This window comes from Acidiphilium sp. MT5 (assembly GCF_054767495.1).
This window is the reverse complement of the sequence record NZ_BAABMR010000013.1, coordinates 70,468-94,913: the sequence shown is the minus strand read 5'-3', so window position 1 is coordinate 94,913 and position 24,446 is coordinate 70,468. Positions and strand designations below refer to the sequence as shown.

Genomic DNA, 24,446 nt, shown 5'->3' with positions numbered 1-24,446 from the left:
TTGCAACGTCAGCTCTTGACCTCACCGGGCCGTCCACACATGGGCCGTCTGGCACCGTATTTCGCTCCTCTCCCGCCGTTTTCGTTCTCTCTCCTGCAATCCCCGCCCCATCCGCGAGGGGAAACCCGGCGCGAAAGCTCAAACCGCGCCCGAACCCGCAGAAGCACCAGCGCCACCCCCTCCAACCGGAGCAAAAAGGCGCGAAATTCCGGGGCAAAAGGGCTGGCTGCTGCAAACCTTCCCCGGCCACCACATCCCCTATGTGCGCGGCCATCTGATCCGCTTCCTCGAAGACCCCGACACACTGTCGCTCCACGGAGAAAATCCCCGAATCGGTCGCGTGCTACGCCCAATCTGCCACATGCTCGCAATCCCGCTCCCCGATTACCTCAAATTGCCGCGCACACCGCGCACACCTCGCCCAAAATCAGCTCCCAAACCGGCGCGGCGGAGCAAAAAACCAGAGCCAACGCTCTACGAGTATTTTCTGCAAAAATACCCGCCCGCTCCGCCACGTCCCACCTTGCCCGGCCACATCTACGCGCCCAGCCCCAGCCCAAAAATCAACTTCGAGCGCTAGGCGGAGAATTGTGCTCTAATCGTTCCGGATCAAAAACAAAAAAATTAATCCGTGAACTTGACCAATCGGCTCACCTGGATATCCGAGACAAAAATAACGCCGGAATGTTGGTTGAAGAACGGCTGGAAACCTTCAACCAGGGGCCGGACCAAGTCTTCGGGAACGGCGGTGATCAGCATCACCAGAACCGAATCTTCATTGAACATCACGTGGCCTTCGTGAAACCCGTGGCTGCCTTTGCCCGAAAGATGGTTCACGATCGTGTAGCCTTTAACATTGGCCCGGTCGAGCAGGTCGGTGGCGAAAGCGAGATGTTCGCCTTCGAGGATGATTTCGAGTTTTTTCAGCGGGCTGAGTTGGAAATTATTCATGCGGTCATCCGTTCCCCGGTTGCGAGAGGTTGCAGGTTTATCGTGTCGAGCGTCTGGTCACGCCATTCGCCACCTTCGAGATAAAGGCTCAGCAAGCGGTCGTCAGTATCAATAATCAGCAAACGAAGCCAGCCATTTTGCACCAGCCGCCGAACCGCGACCACGCCTTCCACCGCCGCGCGGGCATGCGCCAATGGGGCCTCAATCACCGTAATCAGCCGCAACGGCTCATGATAGGGGCGGCCATCGCGCAGCACCGTCTGCGATGGCAAGCCGGTGCGCAGATCGCCAAGATTGCCGCTCATCACGCCAAACCGCCCCGCGACATTATGGTAAACCTTGCTGCCGCTGCCATAGGTTTCGTTATCAACCGCAGAGAAATAATGCTCCATATTGATCCATTGCCCCACCACCAGCGGCCCGGTGATAATCGACTCTAACAAACGTCGCTTCGGGTCAATTCGCCAATCATAGGAATGCAGAAAGGCACGCCCCTCAAGTTCGAGCTTCTGGGTAAGATGCCGCCGGCCGATAACAAAATAACTATTGCGCGACAGGCCCCATTCAGGGCGAACCTGGGACCAGTCAACCGCGTTGCGCAGCGCAATCCGTCGGGCCGCGCCCGTGCTCGGTCGCTTCGCCGTCTCGGGCAACAGGGTGGCGATGCGTTCTTGCGCACATAAACGGCTAGCGGCGATCAGCCCCTTATGGAGCCGATCAAGATAAAGCAAATGCGCAGGCGGGATCAGTTCAGGATCAGTCAGGGTAATATCATCGGTCACCGTGTTGTGTAGAGCGCCGAGAAACACAACGTCTTCGGGAATGTCGATCCCTTGTTCGCGTAACCGGCGGCGCACATCAACCTTGTTCGCCATCTGCGCCAGGACCCGCGCATTATGGCTGCCGCTGGCACCCCCGCAGGCCCCGCAATCAAGAGCCGATTCATAGGGATTATTATCTGACACGCTGGCATGACCCACGAGCAGCACGAACCGCGAAAACCCCTCGGTCAGACCAATCGAGCGCAGCGCCTGGCCAACAAAATGCGCCTGTTCACCGAGCGAGAACCCAATCCTGCCCAGACGTTCAAGTTGGATTCGGCTAAATTGCCGATTGATCCGGTAGGCGCGGCGCAGCCGCTCGATAAAAGCATCAAGCCCGTCGCGGTTCAGCCCGAGGGCCTGCGCCAGGGCCTCACTAGGCTCAAGCCGGCGCAGAGCAACTTCGCGCAGATCGCGCACAATCTCATCAGAAATGCGCTCGGTGGGCAGGCCGCGCTCATGCTGGATCGCCTTGACGATCAATTCGCGCTGCACGGCACGCAAAATCGAATCGGCCTGTTCGCGGCTCAATTTATCAAGCAAGAGCCTTGTCGGCGGCGGGTCGCTGAATAATTTTCCGCGCCAACGCTGATAGGCGATGGGCGCGATGGTCTTGCCGATCAAATCAAAGCCAAACAGCAACCCAATCGCTTCGACCGTGGCGAATGGCGTCAGAATCGAGTTCTTGAGTTCGTGCAGCGCCTCAACCAAGACCCCCGCGACAGTTTCATCCATCGGCGCTGAGACATGCATTTCCAACACCAGATTGCGCGGCGTGACGATGGCCGGGCAGAGATGCGCCTCGTTGCCTTTGCCCAGCTCCAGCAGGCTGATGGGCACCCCAAAAAATCCAGCGATCCCGAAGGTCTGGTAATCGCCGATGGATTCGAAATGGCGGCGAATGCGTTCGGAGCGTGTATCGATGCAGAACAGCGCCTGCGCAAATGGCCGCTTGTCACGCGGCTTTGGCGGCGCGGTGTCGATACCGCGAACGAACAAATCGATGGCATGCGCCTCCATCGCGCGCAGCCAAATCATGCCCTCTTCGGCTTCGAACGCGCGCAAGGCGGTGAGCACGCTCTCGAACGCGGCCTCATCGAGACCCTGAAGAGCTTGGGTGATCCCAGCGGCGTCACCCCAGTCTTTCAGGGCAGCGGCGGATCGCTGCGCCTCATCTGCGGCCACAAACTTGGTGTAGCGATCAAACAAAAGCTGAATGTCAGACGCCCTGCCGCGCAGGATCGTATCATGAATCCGATGCGCCCAGGCGGGCAGCACCTTGCCCGCGTGATAGTGCAAGCGCAGAAACACCTCGTGCGGGCGCTGATCCAGCATCGTCATCAGGTCCGGCACCGACGCCGGCATGCCCGGCTGGTGCTGTTCCTGCAGCAGGGCCAGCACCAGCGCTTCACGCACCGCCAAAAAATCGACCAGATCGGCCGGGTATTGCTGCGCCCAATAATAGTTTTTGGCGTTCTGACGCCAGCGAATGAACCCCGCCCAGCCATGCAGCCGCGCGAGTTCGCGGGTGAAATTACCAACCCAATATTCCTCCGGCACGCCCTGGAGACGCATCGCCCGCGCGATCATGGCTTCGGGCGTTTCGATGCCGTGCAGCACCTTGTCGATCGAAAGGCCGCGGAGGAACATTTTGAAATTATGCCGCACAAGGCGGCTCCAGGCGCGGAAAAACCCCTGCTCGCGGCCCGGCATCGCCATGGTCGACTGGCCTTCATCGAAAAAATCAAGGCAGGTTTTAATCAGCAGATCATCAAGCGTCTCACTAATCTTGGTACCATAGAGCGCATCGATCACGTCGCACAGCGGCGTGTCGCCACCGAGTTGCGCCTGCATCCTTGTGATCAGAATTGTCTCATCAACCCGCATCTCGGTGATCGGTTCACCGCGCAGCGCGGACCGGATGGATGCGGGGGTGCAAATTTCAACCGGCAGGGCGACGGGATCAGCGATGCTCACCAGGAGGTGGTGGAATGCCCGGTCCCAGTCGATTTCAGTCGGCAGATCGTGGCGCGCGATGAAACGGTTAACCCCGGCGCGGAGTTCCGCCTCGTTGATCGTGCCCTCGGCCCGATAGCGCTGATAGTCTTGGCGCTTGAGAAAGCCGCGCGCCCGAAACAAAGTTTCGCCGCGTTTGACAGCATCCTCGAATGCGAGGCCCTCAAGACCGTGTAGCGGATTGTGATGAATGAAATTGCGCATCGGCCAGAAATAGGCGATCGGCTCGCCGGCGACGTAGATCATGGCGCGCAGCTTGAGCGTGTCGGCCAGAGGCAGGGTCATGGTGCGTGTCCCGTATCAGTCATCATCGCCAACTCATCTCCAGCGCCAGCCCGCAGATCATGGCCAGACCAAGCACGATGACGAGACTGGATGTGCGGTCGAGATCGGTGATGCGGCGGGGCAGTTTCCAGCTTTTGGTGATGAACCCTTCAAGGAGCCGCAGCGCGGTCCAGGACCAGAGCAGCCAGACGGCGCAGATACCTGCCGCCATGCCGAGGTCAGCTTGCTGCAGAATACCGAGAATTGCGAAGAATGATGGGAATGGCGGCGTGGCGACGGCCGCGAGAACACTGACCACCAGAAATCCGGCGAGGCGCGGTGCGATGTCGGGCAGGCCGTGGGTCAATCCGGCATAGGCGATTCCAACCCGGCGCTGGAGCAGGGCGCTAATCATTATGGGGGCGAGGAGGCTGATCGAGAAGCCGAGGGCCAGCACACGCAGGCTGGTCAAATCATGGAGCGGACCCCAGCCGATCCACAGGAGCGACCATGAGGAGACCGCAATAAAGGCGATCCATCGGTCGAGTTCCTGCACGCTCAGTGCGCGCCAAGCGTAAAGCAAAGCGGTGAGCAGCGCCCAGATCCGCAAGGCGCGCGATGGCACCGCGACGCTCGCCAGCATCAGGCCAATTTGCGGCCAGATCAGGACCAGCAGGGCGCGCGCGCGGAAATCGTTGATCCGGCAGAATAACAGCACGAACAGCGCGCTGAGCGGGAACAGCGGCAGGAAGATTGCGGTCGGCACATCGGCAATCAACTTCATGTCACACCCACCGCAGCCATAGATTGACCTGCCGGGATGCCGTGATCAGCCCGCGCGACGCGGCGGCGTAGAGGTCTGCGATGTAGAACTCCCGCGAAATCAGGGCGTAATAAATCAGCCAAAAGCGCGTGTCGCGCTCACGCATGGTCTTGTCCTGATGGGTTGCGCGATAGGTGAGAATCCACCCGGCAACGATGACGAGCGTCACCAGAACAACCACAGCATCGAACGCGATGGGGCTGATCGCGGCGGCGCTGAAAATGGCGCGGCGGAATGCGACGTTCGGGTAGAGGAATAGGTTGAATGCGTGGCTGATGACCGTATAGCCGAGCACAATGATAACGAGCGAAACGATGGCGAGGCTGACCATGCGCCATGGATCTTCGGTATCCATCCGGTGGATCGCGAAGAGGAGTTGCGCGCCGGTAATCCAACCAAAGAACAACAGCACAATCGCCCCTTGCTCGACCAGGGTATTGGCGCCGATCAGCCAATGCGCGATGAAAAGGATGATGGCGGGGACACCAAGAGTGACTAGCGCCATCAGTTGCCAGGGCTGGCGGTAGGCGGTGGCGCGGCGCTCGACGACGAAGGTGTAGAGTTCGCTTTTGGGCACGCCATCATCCGCGCGGGCCTGGTTGATGGCGCTGCCGGAGCTGAGAAAAAGTGTTGCTTTGAACAGACCGTGCGCGATGAGGTGGAAGATTGCCAACGAAAAGGCACCAACGCCACACTCCATGATCATAAAGCCCATCTGGCCCATGGTGGAATAGCCGAGTGATTTCTTGATGTCGTTTTGTGCGAGCATCAGCAATGAGCCGGTGACCGCCGTAATCAGCCCGACCACGAACACCCAGTGCAGAACGACATTCGTGGCAACGAACACCGGCGCGAATCGGTTGATAATGAAGGCGCCGGCATTGACGATGCCGGCATGCATCAGCGCCGAGACCGGGGTGGGGCCGTCCATCGTGTAGGGCAGCCAGGTATGGAGCAAAAACTGCGCGGAGCGCGCGAAAGCGGATACGGAGATCAATGTTGCAACCGTTCCGGCGACCGGCCAGCCGCCGGCGAAGGTTATGCCCGGATTTGCCGTGATTTTCGCGAAGACCACGGCCATTGACCATGAACCGCAAAGCCGATGGAGGATCAGGGCGGCGAGCACCAGGGGCAGATCGCCAAAGCGGTAGGTGATGAAGGTCCAGAATCCGTAGCGATAGGCGGAGGGGCTGGCCAGGCGATGGTCAAGTAGCCAGAACAACACAAGGCCGATCAGGTTCCAGGCGATAACCAACGTCAAAAGATCGGCGGCACAGACCATCAGCAACAGGCACGCAGTCATTAGGTCGAGCAGGGCGAAGAACCGCCCGTAGCCCGGCTCCTCGATCATATAGCGACGCGAATAAATATGGACGATGAGGCTGATTCCGGAGATCACTGCCGACAGCAACGCCGCCAGCGGATCAAACTGGACGCTGCCCCATACTGGATTCAATTGCAGCACGCCGTTTGGCGCGCCCCCGAGTTTGGCGGCCAGTAAAGCAATGGCAACGACGAAGATGGCGACATTGAAGCCGATGCTGATCGCAGCCGCACGGCGTCCGAACCGGCCAAAGCCGATCAGGGCGGCTGGAATCAGGGCCAGGATAATCAAGAGAAAGACAAGACGTTCCATAATTATTATTTGCCCGTGACCTTATTGATTTCAGTACAAGCGATTCGTTATATGAGCCTTCTGCCAAGCGGGTTTTGGCGTGCAAGCAAGTGCCAGACTGAAAGCCGCGCAACCTATATGCGAGAAATTAAAAAAACAAAATTAATAATTTTTTGCATTATCATTCAGTGATGTGAATGGACCCGCCATTTTTTGGCTTCGTCTTCGCACCAACCTGGCGGCGTGGCAGGGTCGGCAGCACGACATAAGCGGCTTCGGTCAAAATGAAGTTCTTGAGGGCTTGGGCGGCGACGCTGAACCGTTTGCCTTGCCGGTGGACCAGATACCATTGGCGTTCGAGCGGAAAATCGACCAAATCGATGATCGCGAGACGACCGAGTTTCAGCTCCATCTCCAAGGTATGGAGCGAAACCACGCCGAGCCCTAATCCCGCCATCACCGCGTGCTTGATCGCTTCGTTGCTGCTCATTTCCATGGAATTCTGCAGGCGACCGCCATTTCTATGCAGGAAGCGTTCAAAAGCGTCGCGCGTGCCAGAGCCAGGTTCGCGAATGATGAACCGCTCCTTGACCACGCGCTTGATCGGCACGTTACGCATCGCGCAGAGCGGATGATCGGGGCTTGCTATGACCACCAGAGGGTTGGGCATGAATGACTGAGAGACCAGATTCGCCCCTTCGGGGGGGACGCCCATAATCGCCATGTCCGGCGCGTTGTCCGCCAATTGTTTCAGCACCGCGTCGCGATTGGTCACGTCGAGATTGACGGTGATGCCGGGGTGATGGGCGCAGAACCGCGCGAGCAGGTAGGGCGAGAAATACTCCGCCGTGCTGACCACGGAAACATTGAGCACGCCGTGGTGCAGGCCCTTGATATCATCGAGCATATTTTCGAATTCATCGATCCGCTGCGCGATGTCACGACAGAACGCCGCCAACTCGCGCCCGATTTCGGTGGGCGAAATTCTGCGACCAATATGCTCGAAGAGCGGGCTGCCAATCTGGTCTTCGAGCTGTTTGATTTGGTTGGAGACGGCTGGTTGCGTCAGATGCAATTCTTCGGCGGTGCGCGTGAAGCTGCCGGTGCGGGCGACGGCCTCGAACAGCGCCAGTTGGCGCAGGGTGAAGTTGCGCCGCCGTGGTGCTTTGGGGCGCGGTTTGATTTCAGTATTCATAAACCGTGATCGCTCGCATAAGAATTATATATTTTCCATGATCGTCTTAGCCCTGTATGACGTATCGTGGTTGGTCAAGAGAAAAAAGTCTACCCCACCCAGGTTGAGAGAAAACGGTCCGTTCAGTGTTGATCATCCCTTTGTCTGAAGGCTCGTGCCTGGAACGTTTGCCATGGTCTGCCAACGCCGACAGGATCACTGTCGCGTTTAACAACATTATTGCTGACAAGGACGTATGAGATGAGTGGAAAAAAATATAGTGCCGGGGTCAAGGAATACCGACACACCTACTGGACACCGGATTACACGCCACTCGACACCGATATTTTGGCCTGCTTCAAAATCACGCCGCAGGCCGGGGTTGATCGTGAAGAAGCCGCCGCCGCCGTCGCAGCCGAATCCTCAACCGGCACATGGACCACCGTGTGGACCGACCTGCTGACCGACCTTGATTACTATAAAGGCCGCGCCTACCGAATCGAGGACGTGCCGGGTGATGACACCTGTTTTTATGCCTTCATCGCCTATCCGATCGACCTGTTCGAGGAAGGTTCCGTTGTTAACGTGTTCACATCGTTGGTGGGCAACGTGTTTGGCTTTAAGGCCGTGCGCGCGCTTCGCCTTGAGGATGTGCGTTTCCCCATCGCTTATGTGAAAACCTGCGGCGGCCCGCCTTGCGGCATCCAGGTTGAACGCGACAAACTCAATAAATATGGCCGACCGCTGCTCGGCTGCACGATCAAGCCGAAGCTCGGTCTATCGGCAAAAAACTATGGTCGCGCGGTCTATGAGGCCTTGCGCGGTGGTCTTGATTTCACCAAGGACGATGAAAACGTCAACAGCCAACCTTTCATGCGCTGGCGTGAGCGTTTCGACTTCGTTATGGAAGCGATCCATAAATCCGAAGCCGAAACCGGCGAGCGTAAGGGCCATTATTTGAACGTCACGGCGCCGACGCCTGAGGAGATGTATAAGCGCGCTGAATACGCCAAGGAGATCGGTTCGCCGATCATCATGCACGACTTCATCACTGGCGGCTTCACCGCTAACACCGGCCTTGCTAATTGGTGCCGCAATAATGGCATGATGCTGCATATCCATCGCGCGATGCATGCGGTGATCGACCGCAATCCGCATCACGGGATTCATTTCCGGGTGCTGACCAAGATATTGCGTCTGTCCGGCGGCGATCATCTGCATACTGGCACTGTGGTTGGCAAACTCGAAGGCGATCGGGCTTCGACATTGGGATGGATCGATCTGTTGCGCGAATCTTTTATCCCGGAAGATCGGTCGCGGGGCATTTTCTTTGATCAGGATTGGGGCTCCATGCCAGGGGCATTCGCGGTCGCTTCGGGCGGCATCCATGTTTGGCACATGCCCTCCCTGGTCACGATATTTGGTGATGATTCGGTTCTGCAATTTGGCGGGGGCACTCTTGGCCATCCTTGGGGCAACGCCGGTGGAGCGCATGCGAATCGCGTGGCGGTGGAGGCCTGCGTGCAGGCGCGCAACGAAGGGCGCGACCTCGAACGCGAAGGCAAGGATATTCTCACGGCTGCCGCCGCCCACTCGCCTGAGCTGAAAATCGCCATGGAAACCTGGAAAGAAATTAAATTCGAGTTCGATACGGTGGATAAGCTCGACATCTCCAACCGGTAAGCGGCGCCAGCCCATTCGCTTTTCATGCCCTATAAGGATTATCGCCATGCCCGTCGAAGCCTATAATTCTTCACTGAAATACGAGACTTTTTCGTATCTACCGCCGATGACGCCCGACCAGGTGCGCCGTCAGGTGGCCTACACCATTGCGCAGGGCTGGAACCCGGCGGTTGAACACACCGAACGCGGCACGCCGGCCCATGTGAGTTTCTGGTATATGTGGAAATTGCCGCTGTTCGGCGAGCAATCGGTCGATGCAGTGATGGCCGAAGTCGAAGCCTGCCATCGCGCTTTCCCGGATCATCTGGTCCGCTACGTTGCCTATGATAACTACGCCCAAAGCCAAGGTCTGTCGTTTGTCGTGTATCGCTAATCAGGCGCTGCGCAGACGATTTTGGAATGAGGGCATGAATCTTAGAGGTGTTTGCCATGACCGCCGCCGATAACCCTGCAGCCGCGACCCTTTCGGGACGAGAAATCGCTTTGCTGCGCCGTCAAGCTATGGCGCAGCACGGCAAGGCAGGGGTGGTCAAGGCAAGCCCGACCAAGATCGGCCAGACGGTCTACGGGGCTGCTCGGCAGTCGCCGATCCTGACGAACGCGTCGAGCGGCATTGGGCGGGCGACGGTGCCATCGGCAAACGCATCCCATGATGGCGCGGCTTGCGCGCCCTCCACCGCGCCCAAACGTGCGGCGCTTGAGCGGCGGCAGGCGCTGAGCCAGATGGGCAAGGCCGCACTCTCTGGTGCTGGCGTGCGGTCGTATCGCGCCGCCTCGCCGGACGATAAAACCGCCTGCGCATGCCAGACCGCGCCGGCACGCGCGCCCGATCATCACCCCGATCATCACCCCGGTCATAACACGACATCGGTCATGTCGGTGGCGGCGGATCAGGCGGGGCGCGCGATCCAGCCGGTTGGCAAGGCGCTGGCCCGCGCCCGACGCACGGCCCTGTCGCAGGGCGGCAAATCCGGCATCAAGCGCGCCGAACAGGCGATCCGGATCGCACCCTCCCTGCCCAGCCAGGATGGGCAGACCGCCATCGTCCCGGGGACAGGCGGACGGCAAGCCGCGATGCAGCATCGCAAGGTCCGCGCCTTGATTGGCACGGACACCGCAAACCACGCGGCGACGCGTCCGAGTGCTCACGTGCGCACCCGTCCCGCGCTCACCGAAGCCCCGCCAAAAATTGAGGCCGGTCCTACGCTGGCGGGCAATGCGGTCACCGGAACCATGATCGAACGGAGCCGCAAGGTGACTGGGAGCGAACTAGGCTCCTGCCGTGCGGTGACCGGCACTGAATATCTGCCCGCGAATATGTATGATAAATTCTGTCCAACCCGCCCGGCTGCCGCACCGGCCAAAGTGGTCAGTGAAGCGACGCCGAAAGGCAAGACGATCAGTGGCACCCTCGTTGGCCGCCCGTCGCGGGTCACGGGCGGCGAGATGGGCGCGGATCGGGTGATCACCGGCACCTCGTATAGCCGCCCGTCCGCCGATACCGCGCCGCCCAAGACCGGCGTGACCCACACCTATGGGGCCATGAAGCTCACCGGCACCATGGTCGGGTCGGCGCCGAAGGTGACGGGTGATGAGCCAGGGGCCTGCCGCAGCGTAACCGGCAGCCAATATCTTTCCGCCGAACATTTCAAGGAATTGTGCCGCAGCGAGGTTCCCGCGCCGGTGCGGCGGGTGAGCGTGATGTCCACCCCCGCAGGTCAGACGCTGACGGGCAGTGCGGTCGGGCGATCACGCCAGGTGACGGGGGATGAGGCCGGCGCATGCCGTGCGGTTACCGGCAGCCAGTATTTCAATGCCAAGGATTTTGGTGTTCTGTGCGATGATGGCGGCCCGCGCAAAGTGGCAATGATCGAAACCGGCGGGCGTGCGTCGGTCCCTCAGGACCAACATGTTAGTAAGGTTGGGATCGACCGGACGATCAGCGGCCAGCGTGTGACCGGCAGCGCCTTTGGGCGCTCCAAGCAAGTGACGGGTGATGAGCGCGGTGCCTGCGTGCCGGTGAGTGGTGCGTCTTATATCGGTCAGGATCAGTATCAATCATTTTGCGGCCCTGATGATGTGCAGGCGCAAACGGCGCGGGTGCGGGACCGGGCGAGCATTTCTGCCGCCATGGTCAGTGGCGATCGTCCTGGTGCGGGCGGGATGACCATGACCGGCGATGAGCGCGGCGCCTGCATTGCGGTCACGGGCGTGCCCTATATCGGGTTTGATAATCGGGCGCCCAACTGCCTGATTCAGCCTGAGACCTCCAACCGGTTTTTGCTCCGGCAACGCCCCGCCGCGCCGGATAAGCCGGCGGCCCCTGCCGATTTTAGCATCCGATCGCCCGCGCGCGTCGCCTGGGATGCTGATCGTGAGACCCGTGCGGCCATTGGTGCCGTCACCGGCACGGCGTATGGCGCCGCTGACCGGATTACCGGGCCGGGCAACAAGGCGAGAGGTCTGATCACCGGCACGCCTGAGTTTCGCCATCACGAGTCGGCGTCGGCACAGCCACGCAGCGATGCGCGCGGTGATCGGGCCGCAAACAATGTCGCCACGGTGGCGAAAACCCAGCGCCTCAGCGGTGAAGCCCAGATCCACGAGCGTGTTACCGGCGATGCCTGGCAGGCACAGAGCCGGGTATCCGGCACGGAGGGCCGCTCCAGCACGGTGCGTAACCCCTCCCAGCGCGGCAATGCGCGCGGCGCGCTGATGGATGCGCGCAGGCCATCCGATGTTGAGAAGCCACCGGCAGCGGCGAATTTGGTGACGGGTTCGTCTGGCAATACGGGTCGTGGTCCGCTGGTGACCGTCTCCGGTGGAGCGCGGGCGTGAGAGCGCGATGAACACGCGTCAACGCCGCACGGCCCAGGAGCATACGGCTCAGCAACGCACGCTCCAGCAGCGCCCCATTGAGCGACCCATCGAGCGGCCCGCCTTGCGGATTGCGTCCGCGCTGCCCAACCCGGTCTGCGTGCCGGGCAGCGGGCAGAGTTGCGAGCATGCGTTGGTCGATCAGGCGTTGAACGCGGCGTTATATGATTACGAAAGCCGGATGACTGCCCGGTTCGGCGCGGTCATCGACACGCTCAAGGCGATATCGGCCATTCAATATGCCCCCGATTTCGTGCCGCGCGCGCAGGCTCTGGCGGAGCGGAATTTGGGTTATAAGCTGCCAGAATCACAGCTAACACAGACCTGGATCTCCGGCCTCGATATACGCGGGTTGCATGCTCACTGTATGCTGCATACCTTCAAATTCTGCGTCGATCAGGCGGTTGTTGATAAAGCGCTCTGGCTGGCCGATGAGGCGATTGACGGTGAATTTCTGCGTGATTGCGGCTTTCATACCGTTGATATTACGCCCTGCGCCGATGGCCGACTGCAAGGGCTGGTGCCGTTTGTGTTGCGGATGGCGCCGGGGCCGGAAATCACCGTGAAAGCCTATGCGGGATCATTATTTGATATCGAAGGCGATATTAATGACTGGTCGCATCGCGAAATCCTCCGCCTTAGCGGGGGCCTGCCCGCAGGGTCTGAGAGTGGCAATTATCTCAAGATTGCGGTGTATCATTTCAGCTCGGCGTCGCCCCAGCATCAGGGCTGCGCCGCCCATGGCAGCAACGATGCGCTGGCCTGTGAAGCCGCGCTGGAACGGCTTGATGCGCTGCGCACCGCGATTGAGTCGACCTATGGCCATGGTGCCGCCCCCGACACGTTGCTGATTGGTCTTGATACCGATCTGGATGCGATCCGAATCCATACACCGGATGGTGCGGGACGGATTGATGCGGCTCGGTTCATTGATGCGGGTGCGGTCTATCGCGCGACGATCGGCATTGCCCCGCAGGCTGCGCGCGCGGCCTTGCAGCGCGAGGTCGCGGCGCAGGCTGAGGGCGGCATGTCCGCGGGCATGCGGGCGCTGGTGGAACGGTTGCTTGAGGCCAATCTGTCGCAGATCGAATATGTGATCCAGCATCATGCCGGACGCTACGCGGAACTTGGCCATGACGAGCATTTTATCTGTGCGGGCGAAGCGCCGACGAAAGTGCATATCCGCAACATGTATTATTTCGCTCATCTCGATACGGTTGAGGAAGGTGCCGCTGATCTTGACGTGGGGATCAAGATATTTACCGGCCTGAACCTCGCGCATGGCCTCGCGATCCCGGTGTTGGTGCATTTTAGTCATGATTCGAATGTGCCCGGCGGGCGTGAGCGCGCGGTATTGCGTTGTTGCCGGGTCAAGGCCGCGATCGAGGAGCGTTACGCGGCACTTGCGGCGCATGGCCAGTTGCATTGCCAGATGGCGGTGAGTGACCGCAACGGCACTGAGCTTTGCTGCTTCATCGACGAACCATCGGCCCATGCAGCCCTTGGCCAGAAGGCAGGACATTTTTCATGAGGATCATGCGGGTTGAGAAAACGCTGGTCTCCACCAACCGGCTCGATGCTTTCGGACATCGGCCGCTGCTGGTGGTGCAGGAACGGGTTGGCGGCACGCGGAGCGTCGCGGTGGATGCGGTGGGCTGCATTCCGGGCGATTGGGTGGTGTGTGTTGGCTCCTCCGCCGCGCGCGAAGCGGCAGGCTCGAAGGATTATCCGTCTGATCTGACCATCGTTGGGATTATCGACCATTGGAAAGTGGAGGAGTGAGATGGAGATCATGCGCGTTATTGATGATCTCGTTTGCACCCGTCGGGTTCCGGGGTTGAGTGTCGCATCGCTGCGGGTGCTGGAAAACATGCAGGGTGTCGTTGCTGTCGCGACGGACCCGGTTGGTGTGCCGTTCGGCAAATGGGTTTTCACCACCAGCGGCAGCGCGGCGCGCTTTGCGATGCCGGACATCGCGGTGACGACCGATCTGACGATCTGCGGCATCATCGATGATTGGTCGCCATGAAACCTGCAGGCAACCAATGCGTAGGGCGTCTGACCGACGCTAACACAGGGCTTATCCCGTGCGCCGCCCATCATCGCGCGGATTCTTCGGCACTATTTTTTGAGGAGTGGAAACATGGCTGAATATAACGGGATTGCCCTTGGCATGATCGAAACACGGGGTCTGGTGCCCGCCATCGAGGCGGCGGACGCGATGACCAAGGCGGCGGAAGTGCGGCTGATTGGCCGTGAGTTCGTCGGCGGCGGCTACGTCACCGTGCTGGTGCGCGGCGAAACCGGCGCGGTTAACGCCGCCGTGCGCGCTGGGGCGGATGCCTGCGAGCGGGTTGGTGATGGTTTGGTCGCGGCGCACATCATCGCCCGCGTTCACAACGAGGTTGAGGGCATCCTGCCCAAGGTGCCGACGGCCTGAGCCGGCGTCATGCAACAAAAATTCCAGAGGAGATAACACATGGCTGACTATGTCGGGATTGCACTCGGTATGATCGAAACCCGCGGTTTGGTGCCCGCGATCGAAGCGGCGGACGCGATGACCAAGGCGGCGGAAGTGCGGCTTATTGGTCGTCAGTTCGTCGGCGGCGGTTATGTGACCGTGCTGGTGCGCGGCGAAACCGGCGCGGTGAACGCCGCTGTGCGCGCCGGGGCGGATGCTTGCGAGCGCGTCGGTGATGGTTTGGTCGCGGCGCACATCATCGCCCGCGTGCATAACGAGGTTGAGGGGATCCTGCCCAAGGCCGCGACGAGCTAAACGATCGCGATTTTTTCACGTAAACCAGAGGAACAAGAGATGGCTGACTATACGGGGATTGCCCTTGGCATGATCGAGACGCGCGGTTTGGTGCCCGCGATTGAAGCGGCGGACGCGATGACCAAGGCGGCGGAAGTGCGCCTCATCGGCCGTCAGTTCGTCGGCGGCGGCTATGTGACCGTGCTGGTGCGTGGTGAAACGGGCGCGGTCAATGCCGCTGTGCGCGCCGGGGCGGATGCTTGCGAGCGGGTTGGTGATGGTTTGGTCGCCGCGCACATTATTGCCCGTGTGCATAACGAGGTCGAAGGCATTCTGCCGAAGAAACCGGACGCGACCGGGGGTGGCCGCGACGCTGAGATCGCGACGGTGCGCAGCTGAGGGCATGCCAGGGTGATCCGCCCCGATCCGCGCACCTTGGGCTGGCTGAACCGCGCACTCAACCATGAACTGAGCGCGGCGCAGAATTATATGGCCCAGCGCGTGCTCGCCCGGCTCTGGGGCGATGATGCGTTGGCCGAGCGCCTCGGCGCGGATGCGCTGGAAGAACTCGATCACGCTGAACATCTGATGCAGGCCTTGATCGAGCAGGGGGTTACCCCGTCCGCCGGGGTGCTCAGGCCGCCGCGGCTGGGGCCGGATGCAGCGACGCTGATGATTGCGAACCGGCAAATCGAGGCGGATGCGGTGCAGCTTTACCGCGAGGCGGCAGCCCATGCGCGGCGGGTTAAGGATCAGGCCCATGAAGCCCTGTTTACGGATTTGCTGGAGGCAGAAATGCGACATCTTATCGGCATTGAGGAGCACAGGTCATGACGATGCCGCCTGACGGCTGGGAAGCGCGTGGCCGCCCCGCGAGCTGGTTTCGCCGCTTCACTTTCGCCAAATATGCGGAGACAAGGCAATTCCTTGACGATTTGGCCGCGCTGAGCGCGGAAACCGGTCTGCATCCACAAAACCTGAATTTCGCAACAACCCATGCCAATATCACCCTTGAAGGGGTTGATCAGCAGGAGCCGGGGGAGGCGGAACGCGCGTTTGCGCTGAAAATCAACGCGCTGGCAGCAACCCGCGCGGGGCCGTGATGGGCGCCCGGATCATCGCGGTTATCAACCAGAAGGGCGGTGCCGGGAAAACCACCTTGGCCATGAATGTCGCCGCCGGGTTGGTGCAGCGCGGATCGACCTTGGTTATTGATCTTGATCTGCAAGGCTCGGCGCGGCAATGGGCGAGCCTGGGTAGCAAGCCGTTCCCGGCGCCGGTGAAGCAGATTGTCGGGCCATGGACACCGCGCAGCCTGCAGCAAACCTATCGGGATTGGGAATTCGTGGTGCTCGATTGTCCGCCCGCGCTTGAGAGCCATGCCGCCCAGCAAGCGCTGCGCGTGAGCGAGGTCGCGCTGATCCCCACTTTGCCATCGCCGATTGACCTCTGGGCCAGCCTGCGCCTGCCGCAGGAGATTGCCGAGGCCCGCAAAACCAACCCGAAGCTGCGCGCCTTCGTGGTGCTCAATCAGATCGAGCCCAAAAGCGCATTATCGGCGGCGATGCGCGACGGTCTGGCCGAATTCGGTCTGCCGGTGCTCAAGGCGACCCTGCGGCGGCGCGTTGCGTACAAAACCTGCGCGCTTGAAGGGATCTCGGTTTACCAGATGGGACATCGGGGGCAGGATGCTGCCGCAGAAATCCAGGCGATTATCGAGGAGGTATGGCCATCATGACCAGCGTGAAGTCGAAGCTAAAAACCAGCGTGCAGGCGGCGAAATCGCAGATCGGCACCAAATCCGCGCCGGATGGCGCCCCCGAACCGCAAGCCAAGCCGAAAGCTGCCAACCGCGAGCCGAAACCGCCCGTGGCTGCACCCGCAGCTAAAAACGTCACCAAGCCGAAAGCGGGCCACCGGCTGGACGCCGTTCTGGAGCCGACTGGCGCGCCCGCCGCCAGCGCGGGCGAGCTGTTTCCCGCCCGCGTCTGGCCAGACTAAACCCCGTTATCACGCAGCATGATTATTGCGACACCGATAGGACCAAGCTTGCCATGAGCCCCGATCAATTTTACCGCACCTACGCCCCGCGCCAATCGGCTTCGGCGCGGCATGCCAACCCGCGATCGATGCCGCAGCGCGCTGCTAGCCAGGCGCCTGCCTCTGCGCCCGCACCCACACCCGCACCGACGCTTGATGGATCGAATGACATGCTGTCCGCTTATCGGATCAACGAACAACCTTATTACCGTCCCGTCGCTGACGAGGTCGAACTCTACGAGGCGGCTTATCTCGCCCGCATGCCGATGATGTTGAAGGGCCCGACGGGCTGCGGCAAGACGCGCTTTGTTGAATATATGGCCTGGAAACTTGGCAAGCCGCTGATTACGGTGGCGTGCAATGAGGACATGACTGCCTCTGATCTTGTCGGGCGGTTTCTGCTCGATGCCAATGGCACACGTTGGCAGGACGGGCCGCTCGCGCTCGCGGCGCGGCATGGGGGCATTTGCTATCTCGATGAGATCGTTGAGGCGCGGCAGGATACCACCGTTGTGATCCATCCGCTGACCGATGCGCGGCGGATTCTGCCGCTCGACAAGAAGGGCGAGGTGATCCACGCGCATCCTGATTTCCAGGTCGTGATTTCGTATAACCCCGGCTATCAGTCGTTGATGAAGGACCTTAAGCAATCGACGAAGCAGCGTTTCGGCGGGCTTGATTTCGATTACCCAACGCATGAGGTTGAAGCCGAGATCGTTGCGCATGAATCCGGCATTGGGCGTGATCTCGCCAAAAAACTGGTGCAGATTGCTGAGCGCGCCCGTAATCTGAAAGGCCATGGGCTGGATGAAGGGATTTCCACGCGCATGCTGATCTATGCCGGTTCGCTGATCCAGCGTGGCGTTGACCCGCTCGCTGCGTGCCGGGTGGCGTTGGTTCGCCCGATCACCGACGACCCGGATATGCGCAACGCCCTCGATTCTGCCGTCACCACCTATCTCTGATCACGGACGGACCCTCGCGGCATGGTCATCGCGCTCGACGATTATCAGGAGATCATCGCCGATTTGCCAGAGGCGGCGGCGCACGCTCTGCGGTCCGGCTGGGCTGAGGCCGCGCGGGTTTTTTCATCACGCGGGCTTGAGAGCTATTTGCGCGGTGCCATCGCGCTGCACCAGCTTGGTCGTGGCGAGGCCCTGGTGGTGGCGTATTTGGGGGCCATGCCTTCGATTATCCGCAGCCTGGGTGAGGAGGTGCTGGGCGACATGACCAGCTTTCTGCTCAGCATGGCGTCGAAAACCTCAGGACAAGTTCTCGCTCTGATTTGCGATACCTCATCGCTCGCCGCCGACCGGCTCGCGGATGCCGAGCTGTTTCGCGGCTATCTCGCGGTGCTTGGCGTGGTGCTGGCGCAGGCACCGCGCGGGTTGCGGCCGATGCTGGAAAATCTCGACCGGCTGTTTGGTCAACTCACATTAGGCGGGCTGCGCCGCTGGGTGAATTGGGGCGCGCAGGCCTACAAAGCCGATTTTGAGGGCCAAGTGCGCTATTTCGGACTGAAGAGCCCCGACGCGCTGGCCGTGTTGCAGCAGGAACGCAAAGGCACCCTGTTTGTCGATATTCAGCGGCGGCTCAATATCTATTTGCGCGCCATGTGGGGGCGCGATTTTTTTCTGCGCCCGACCGCGGGCGATTACGAAAATCGCGAGGGGCTGCGCGCCTATATCGAGCGCCACGTGATCCATATCGCCGATGCTTATGACGATCAGCCGATCCTTGAGGCCTCCGGTGATTTGATCGCCACGGTTCCAGCACTTGAGGTCTATCGCGCGGTTGCTAATCATTGTGCTGCGCATCTCGTTTTCACCAAGACGCCCCTATCACGGCAAGAGCTGGCGCCGGTGCATGTGGCGGTGATCGAGATCATTGAGGATGCAAGGATCGAGGAACTCGCCATCAGGCAGTTTCCGAACATGCGCACCACCTGGCTTGCGCTGCACCCGCGCCCGGATGTCAGCACCCCGCCTGCGCGGATGGGCGCGCTGTTCGCGCGACTTGCCTATGCCCTGCTCGATCCTGATTGGCACGATCCGCACCCCTGGGTACAGCAGGGTGTGGCCGAGTTCCGCGCCGCCTCATCGCTTGAGGATAATCAGGTGAGCTGGAATATCGGGGTGTCTCTGGTGCATGGCCTGCTCTCGGTGCCGGTGCCTGAATATGATCCGCGCCGCGACGGCCAAAGCGTGATCTATCGTGATGATAATAGCTTTGTCTGGCGGGGCGAGGCCTATGATACCGACGAGGCGTTGGCTGCAACCTGGGATACGGTGCAGGTCCGCAAGAAATCGTCATTGATGGAGATGATCAACAATCTCGATGTCGAGTTTGCCGGTGATGATGCTCAGGAAATCTGGACGCTACCCACTGAATATATCCTGGATCAGGAAGGCGTCAGCATCAATCAGCTTGAAGGCAAGCCGCCGATTGCCGAGCCGGTTTATTATCCCGAATGGGATTATCAGATCCAACTCGAACGCCCGACCTGGGCTGCGGTGCTGGAGCGTTACCCGCCGACCGGCGATCTCGCGGTGATTGACCGGATCATTGAGGATAACAAGCCGGTGCAAGCGCGGCTGCGCTTTCTGATCGAGGCGATGGCGCCGCAGGGGATGCAGCGCATTCGCCATATCGAGGATGGTGATGAGCTCGACATTAACGCGGCGATCCGGGCGATGATTGATATTCGCACCGGCCATCAGCCCGATCCACGGGTGATGATCAAATCCAAGCGCCATGTTCGCGACCTCGCGGTGACGGTGCTGCTGGATATGTCCGAATCGAGCAACGACAAAGTGCGTGGGCAGGATTACACCGTGCTCGACCTGACCCGCACCGCGACCGTGATGCTGGCTGGCGCGCTTGATCGGATCGGTGATGCTTTCGCCTTGCATGGATTTTGTTCCGATGGCCGGCACGATGTGCATTACTACCGGTTCAAAGATTTTGACCAACCCTATGATGATTTGGTCAAGGCCCGGCTTGCTGGCATGACGGGTGCCTATTCCACCCGCATGGGGGCGGCCTTGCGCCACGCTGGCCATCTGCTCGGCCAGCAGCGGCACGCCAAGAAAATCATCTTCATGATTACCGATGGTGAACCAGCGGATAACGACATGCGCGACCCGCAATATCTGCGGCATGACACCAAGCACGCGGTCGAGGCACTGCGCCGTCAGGGCATTATCACTTACGCGATCTCGCTCGATCCGCATGCCGATCAATATGTCTCGCGGATTTTCGGCGCGAAATATTATACGGTGGTCGATCATATCGAGCGGCTGCCCGAACGGTTGCCCGCGCTCTATATGGGGCTGACGCAATAATGTCTGGGACCAGTAACGCGGAGATTACGCTGCGGGCCTTCGTCTTTATCGACGCGCTGCAACCCCAACTCGCCTCGTATCTCGCGACCTCCTCGCAAGGGTTCCTGCCGGTTCCCGGCGATGCTTGCTTATGGATTGAAGTTGCGCCCGGTATGGCGGTTCACCGTTTGTCGGACATCGCGCTGAAGGCGACCAATGTGCATATGGGCGAACAAGTTGTCGAGCGCGCCTTTGGGTCGATGGAAATTCACTACCGCAATCAGAGCGAAGTGCTCGAAGCCGGGCGTGTGGTGCTGCGTGAATTGCGCACCACCGAAGATGCGCGCATGCCGTGCCGGATTGCCTGGAAAGAGGTGATTTGTGCGATTACGCCCGACCATGCCACGCTGATTAACCGCCAACTGCGCAAAGGTTCGATGCTTCTGCCTGGCAAATCTATGTTCATTATGGAGACCGAGCCGGCGGGCTATATTGTCTATGCCGCCAATGAGGCGGAAAAAGCGGCGAATATCACGCTCGTTGATGTTCGTCCGTTTGGCACGTTCGGGCGCCTGACCATGATGGGCAACGAGGCCGAAGCCTATGCGGCGATGAAGGCGGCTGAGAACGCTGTCGCGGCGATCAACAAAGCCGCCGGCCGTGCTGTTCGATGATGGAGATCGATTCGCAGATCAAGCGGTTGCTGTTCAACACAGTGCGGGTTGATATTGTGCTGGACGACGGCACGAACGGAACGGGCACCGCCTTCATCGTCGATCATCTTCACCGAACCGGCATGCGCCAATTCATCGTTACCAACCGCCATCTGGTCGAGACCGTGCGCCGGGGCGGGTTGGTGTTCACCCAGAAGCGAGACGGCAAACCGCTGATCGGCCAGCGTTTCCAGCTCGATATTGAGGATTTTGCGGCGGCGTGGTTCGTGCATCCTGACCCGGCGGTTGATCTCGCGATCGTGCCGCTCGCGCCGCTGGAAACGGCTGCGCATGCGCAGGGGGTGGAGCTTTATTATCATGGGATTGACTCCCGCCTGATATTGGGGGCGCGGGGTCTGGACCAGTTCGATGCGCTTGAAGACGTGCTATTCATTGGCTACCCAAGCGGTATCTGGGATCATGTGAACCTGATGCCGATCTTGCGCCGGGGCACAACGGCGACGCCGCTTGCCCTTAATTTCGAAGGGCGGGACGAGTTTCTGATCGATGCTGCGGTGTTTCCAGGGTCCAGCGGTAGTCCGGTCTTCGTGGTTGAACATTCAAAGAGCGCTTCGTTGCGGCCAACCAAGCCGAATTATCGGTTTGCCGGCGTGGTTGCCGCCGTTTTTTTCCGCGAGGAAACCAATGAGATTGTGCCCGCGCCGGTTCCCGCCTCGGCAACGGTGGCGACATTCACCGGTGCGGAGATGGTCGATCTCGGCCTTGTTATCAAGGCGAGGGCGGTGCTCGCGATTCTTGACGCGTATTGCGCGCGTTTTGTTGAGTGATTCCTTGGGCGGACGATATGAATGCCATGATCAAGGTCAGAATCTCCGCACCGCTCATATCGCATCGGCGATCAATCCGCAGCAACGCATGATCATCGGCAACGCGCCGAATGGGGGTTCCTTGATTTGAATTGTCGGCGCTGTGTGGGTGATAACGGCATGCGATACGGCATTCAGCTTCGCCGACCGATTTTCGTGGTTTGGCTGCGACTGTGGGCAACCGATCCGATGCCAATAACGATCAGAGATGAGGTCGATTTCTCCGCGTGAATCTGCAATTAAGCCGAGGGCTGAGCGTGGATTTGCAAGCCAAACAACGTCGAGTAACATTAATATTGTTCAATTTTCGTAAAACATAAATTTTGATTATTCCGATCTATTCAAACCAATAGCTGCAGCGACCCTATCCGTTTTGCTATTCGACTAGTCTCAATTCGGTGAGTTCCATCAAAAGGTCATTTTGATCGCTCTTAATACAGGGAGGCTGACCCAACCTACCACACGGCCTCATGCATTATACAGCATGTGAAAGATTTTTCTTTACTTATATTATCAACATCTGTCACAAAGGCGTCAGGCGAGATTTTGCATCGTCTGAACGACGGCACGAGCCAGAAGGTGGTGCACGTAAAGGAGGAAATGTTGCCCGACCATCAGAGACTCGAACTCTATCTTGAGACGATCATCGCCCGGTCACCCCATTTGCGTGACGCCAGTGAGGCGGTGCGAGCGGTTGCCGAGGCGGGTAAGCGCATCGCAAAACTATTGGCCTGTGGGCCGCTTGCTGGAAATCTAGCGGCGATCGTTGGTGATTCGATCGACGGTGATGGTCAAAAAGCATTGGATGTGCTGACGCACGATATTGTTCGCGAGGCGCTTCGTGCTGCGCCGGTCGCGGTGTTTGCCTCCGAGGAAGCGGACCAGCCCGAAATTTTGAACCCGACCGCGCATCTGGCCGTGGCGGTTGACCCGCTGGATGGCTCATCGAACGTGGACACGCTGGCGCCTGTTGGAACGATATTCTCAATTTTGCCGATCACTGATTTTGATCCTGCGGTGCCCGAATTGGCGTTTTATCAACCAGGCAGAAATCAATTGGCTGCCGGCTTTCTGATTTATGGCCCCCATACCGCCCTGGTGCTGACGATTGGCGCGGGCACGACCATCTTCACGCTCGATCCGGCAAGCGGGCAGTTTCTCGCGACGATCAAGGACGTTGCGGTTTCGCCCAAAACCCGTGAATATGCCATCAACGGCTCGAATATGCGCCATTGGGACCCGGAGATCCGCTCTTATATTGTGGATTTGAAAAAGGGTCATAGCGGGCCGCGCGGCGTTGATTTCAATATGCGCTGGCTCGCCTCAATGGTTGCGGAGGCTTATCGAATTTTGCAACGCGGCGGCATATATCTTTATCCGGTCGATCAACGTCCGAACTACCGTGCGGGCCGCTTACGTTTGATCTATGAGGCCAATCCGATTGCGATGATCATGGAGCAGGCAGGTGCTGCTGCGACTGATGGTCACACCGCTATCCTAGATCTCTGTCCTCAAACTCTCCATCAACGGTGCGCATTGGTGTTTGGTTCGGCTGATGAGGTGGCGCGGGTGCGCGAGGCCTATTTGGGCAATGATCCGGCGCCATCGCCGTTATTCAAGTCAAGGTCGTTATTTCGTCAGGCTGGGTCTGATCACGAGTTACTGACGTGAGCCGCAAGCATCCGATTATTTCCGTCACCGGCTCTTCCGGTGCCGGCACCACGTCGGTTCGGCGGGTGTTTGAGCAGATTTTTCGCCGGGAAAAAATCACCGCAGCCTATCTGGAAGGTGATGCGTTTCATCGCTATGACCGGATGGAGATGAAACAGAAAATGGCTGAGGCCGAGGCGGCGGGCAATCGTCATTTCAGCCATTTCAGCCCGGAGACTAATATTCTTGCCGAGTTGCAAGATATTTTCAGAACCTATGCCGAAACGGGCACCGGTCAATGCCGTCATTATATCCATGATGAGCGTGAAGCTGAGGAATATGGCGGCGAGCCTGGCACCTTTACTGATTGGGAGCCGTTACCGAGCAATACGGATATTCTGCTCTATGAAGGTCTGCATGGCGCGCTGAAGCATGGCGATATTGATACTGGCAAGCACGCGGACATCAAAATTGGTGTGGTGCCGGTGATCAATCTTGAATGGATTCAAAAAATCCATCGTGATCGCGCGGCGCGCCGTTATTCTACCGAGGCGGTCACTGATACGATTCTGCGCCGGATGCCCGACTATGTGCATTATATCTGCCCGCAATTTACCGAAACCGATATCAATTTTCAGCGTGTGCCACTGGTTGATACTTCGAACCCGTTCGTCGCGCGTTGGATCCCCACCGCCGACGAATCGATGGTGATCATTCGGTTTCGTGATCCTCATGGCATCGATTTTCCTTATCTGCTATCGATGCTGCATGGGAGTGCCATGTCCCGCGCCAATTCAATCGCCGTTCCGGGCAACAAGTTTGATTTGGCAATGCAACTAATTCTAACGCCGGTGATCATGCAATTGATTGACCGGAAGCGGCGGGCGCAGTGATGGTCGCTCATATGGAAATTC

At 59.5% G+C, this 24,446-nt stretch carries 25 protein-coding genes; 20 read left to right on the top strand and 5 right to left on the bottom strand.

From position 1 onward, the window contains the following. Positions 1 to 262: 262 nt before the first annotated feature. Positions 263 to 580 carry a hypothetical protein gene (locus tag ACYUCQ_RS14200; RefSeq protein WP_460255208.1) on the top strand — a complete coding sequence of 106 codons (318 nt, stop codon included), beginning with the start codon at positions 263 to 265 and terminating at the stop codon, positions 578 to 580. Between the two features lie 44 nt (positions 581 to 624). On the opposite strand, the gene ACYUCQ_RS14195 is transcribed toward ACYUCQ_RS14200, so the two are convergent. The 5 genes from ACYUCQ_RS14195 to ACYUCQ_RS14175 form a co-directional block, all read right to left on the bottom strand. Then, positions 625 to 951 (bottom strand): P-II family nitrogen regulator, encoded by a 327-nt coding sequence (locus ACYUCQ_RS14195; protein ID WP_460255207.1) that lies wholly within the window; start codon positions 949 to 951, stop codon positions 625 to 627. Then, positions 948 to 4,073, bottom strand: a complete 3,126-nt coding sequence (locus ACYUCQ_RS14190) for a DUF2309 domain-containing protein (RefSeq protein WP_460255206.1) — start codon at positions 4,071 to 4,073, stop codon at positions 948 to 950. Before ACYUCQ_RS14190 ends, ACYUCQ_RS14195 begins: the two co-directional genes overlap by 4 nt. Before the next feature lie 22 nt (positions 4,074 to 4,095). Then, positions 4,096 to 4,836, bottom strand: coding sequence for a hypothetical protein (locus tag ACYUCQ_RS14185; protein WP_460255205.1), 741 nt, complete (start codon positions 4,834 to 4,836; stop codon positions 4,096 to 4,098). Between the two features lies 1 nt (position 4,837). Continuing rightward, positions 4,838 to 6,511 carry an NADH-quinone oxidoreductase subunit 5 family protein gene (locus tag ACYUCQ_RS14180; RefSeq protein ID WP_460255204.1) on the bottom strand — a complete coding sequence of 558 codons (1,674 nt, stop codon included), beginning with the start codon at positions 6,509 to 6,511 and terminating at the stop codon, positions 4,838 to 4,840. 160 nt (positions 6,512 to 6,671) lie between these two features. Continuing rightward, entirely contained in the window at positions 6,672 to 7,685 is a 1,014-nt protein-coding gene (locus tag ACYUCQ_RS14175; protein ID WP_460255203.1) for a LysR family transcriptional regulator, read from the bottom strand. A 240-nt stretch (positions 7,686 to 7,925) separates the two neighbouring features. Between ACYUCQ_RS14175 and ACYUCQ_RS14170 the strand changes: the two genes are divergently transcribed. The 19 genes from ACYUCQ_RS14170 to ACYUCQ_RS14080 all read left to right on the top strand — a co-directional run bounded on the left by ACYUCQ_RS14170 (position 7,926) and on the right by ACYUCQ_RS14080 (position 24,425). Further along, the gene (locus ACYUCQ_RS14170) at positions 7,926 to 9,347 is read left to right on the top strand and encodes a form I ribulose bisphosphate carboxylase large subunit (RefSeq protein WP_460255202.1); all 1,422 of its coding nucleotides are present in this window, start codon (positions 7,926 to 7,928) and stop codon (positions 9,345 to 9,347) included. Between the two features lie 46 nt (positions 9,348 to 9,393). Beyond that, the gene (locus ACYUCQ_RS14165) at positions 9,394 to 9,720 is read left to right on the top strand and encodes a ribulose bisphosphate carboxylase small subunit (RefSeq protein ID WP_460255201.1); all 327 of its coding nucleotides are present in this window, start codon (positions 9,394 to 9,396) and stop codon (positions 9,718 to 9,720) included. Positions 9,721 to 9,776: 56 nt separating this feature from the next. After that, complete coding sequence (locus ACYUCQ_RS14160) at positions 9,777 to 12,185, top strand: CsoS2 family carboxysome shell protein (protein WP_460255200.1); 2,409 nt, start codon at positions 9,777 to 9,779, stop codon at positions 12,183 to 12,185. A 7-nt stretch (positions 12,186 to 12,192) separates the two neighbouring features. Continuing rightward, entirely contained in the window at positions 12,193 to 13,755 is a 1,563-nt protein-coding gene (locus ACYUCQ_RS14155; protein WP_460255199.1) for a carboxysome shell carbonic anhydrase, read from the top strand. Next, the gene (locus ACYUCQ_RS14150) at positions 13,752 to 14,006 is read left to right on the top strand and encodes a carboxysome peptide A (protein ID WP_460255198.1); all 255 of its coding nucleotides are present in this window, start codon (positions 13,752 to 13,754) and stop codon (positions 14,004 to 14,006) included. Before ACYUCQ_RS14155 ends, ACYUCQ_RS14150 begins: the two co-directional genes overlap by 4 nt. 1 nt (position 14,007) lies before the next feature. Continuing rightward, positions 14,008 to 14,253, top strand: coding sequence for a carboxysome peptide B (locus ACYUCQ_RS14145; protein ID WP_460255197.1), 246 nt, complete (start codon positions 14,008 to 14,010; stop codon positions 14,251 to 14,253). Positions 14,254 to 14,367: 114 nt separating this feature from the next. Then, the gene (locus tag ACYUCQ_RS14140; protein WP_460255196.1) at positions 14,368 to 14,664 is read left to right on the top strand and encodes a BMC domain-containing protein; all 297 of its coding nucleotides are present in this window, start codon (positions 14,368 to 14,370) and stop codon (positions 14,662 to 14,664) included. 39 nt (positions 14,665 to 14,703) lie between these two features. Beyond that, entirely contained in the window at positions 14,704 to 15,000 is a 297-nt protein-coding gene (locus tag ACYUCQ_RS14135; RefSeq protein WP_460255195.1) for a BMC domain-containing protein, read from the top strand. A 39-nt stretch (positions 15,001 to 15,039) separates the two neighbouring features. Continuing rightward, positions 15,040 to 15,378, top strand: a complete 339-nt coding sequence (locus tag ACYUCQ_RS14130) for a BMC domain-containing protein (protein WP_460255194.1) — start codon at positions 15,040 to 15,042, stop codon at positions 15,376 to 15,378. 12 nt (positions 15,379 to 15,390) lie between these two features. Next, the gene (locus ACYUCQ_RS14125) at positions 15,391 to 15,813 is read left to right on the top strand and encodes a ferritin-like domain-containing protein (protein ID WP_460255193.1); all 423 of its coding nucleotides are present in this window, start codon (positions 15,391 to 15,393) and stop codon (positions 15,811 to 15,813) included. Beyond that, entirely contained in the window at positions 15,810 to 16,082 is a 273-nt protein-coding gene (locus tag ACYUCQ_RS14120) for a hypothetical protein (RefSeq protein WP_460255192.1), read from the top strand. Before ACYUCQ_RS14125 ends, ACYUCQ_RS14120 begins: the two co-directional genes overlap by 4 nt. Beyond that, the gene (gene parA / locus ACYUCQ_RS14115; RefSeq protein WP_460255191.1) at positions 16,082 to 16,717 is read left to right on the top strand and encodes a ParA family partition ATPase; all 636 of its coding nucleotides are present in this window, start codon (positions 16,082 to 16,084) and stop codon (positions 16,715 to 16,717) included. Before ACYUCQ_RS14120 ends, parA begins: the two co-directional genes overlap by 1 nt. Continuing rightward, a complete protein-coding gene (locus ACYUCQ_RS14110) occupies positions 16,705 to 16,980 on the top strand; it encodes a hypothetical protein (protein WP_460255190.1) in 276 nt (91 codons plus the stop codon). The genes parA and ACYUCQ_RS14110 overlap by 13 nt, the downstream gene beginning before the upstream one ends. A 53-nt stretch (positions 16,981 to 17,033) precedes the next feature. Then, positions 17,034 to 17,984, top strand: coding sequence for a CbbQ/NirQ/NorQ domain-containing protein (locus ACYUCQ_RS14105; RefSeq protein ID WP_460255189.1), 951 nt, complete (start codon positions 17,034 to 17,036; stop codon positions 17,982 to 17,984). A 21-nt stretch (positions 17,985 to 18,005) separates the two neighbouring features. After that, the gene (locus tag ACYUCQ_RS14100) at positions 18,006 to 20,363 is read left to right on the top strand and encodes a nitric oxide reductase activation protein NorD (protein WP_460255188.1); all 2,358 of its coding nucleotides are present in this window, start codon (positions 18,006 to 18,008) and stop codon (positions 20,361 to 20,363) included. Further along, positions 20,363 to 21,016, top strand: coding sequence for a BMC domain-containing protein (locus ACYUCQ_RS14095; RefSeq protein WP_460255187.1), 654 nt, complete (start codon positions 20,363 to 20,365; stop codon positions 21,014 to 21,016). Before ACYUCQ_RS14100 ends, ACYUCQ_RS14095 begins: the two co-directional genes overlap by 1 nt. Beyond that, the gene (locus tag ACYUCQ_RS14090; RefSeq protein WP_460255186.1) at positions 21,013 to 21,843 is read left to right on the top strand and encodes a S1 family peptidase; all 831 of its coding nucleotides are present in this window, start codon (positions 21,013 to 21,015) and stop codon (positions 21,841 to 21,843) included. The genes ACYUCQ_RS14095 and ACYUCQ_RS14090 overlap by 4 nt, the downstream gene beginning before the upstream one ends. A gap of 639 nt (positions 21,844 to 22,482) precedes the next feature. After that, on the top strand, positions 22,483 to 23,553 hold the full coding sequence (locus tag ACYUCQ_RS14085) for a class 1 fructose-bisphosphatase (protein ID WP_460255185.1): 1,071 nt from the start codon (positions 22,483 to 22,485) through the stop codon (positions 23,551 to 23,553). Next, positions 23,550 to 24,425 (top strand): phosphoribulokinase, encoded by an 876-nt coding sequence (locus tag ACYUCQ_RS14080; RefSeq protein ID WP_460255184.1) that lies wholly within the window; start codon positions 23,550 to 23,552, stop codon positions 24,423 to 24,425. Before ACYUCQ_RS14085 ends, ACYUCQ_RS14080 begins: the two co-directional genes overlap by 4 nt. Positions 24,426 to 24,446 lie beyond the last annotated feature (21 nt).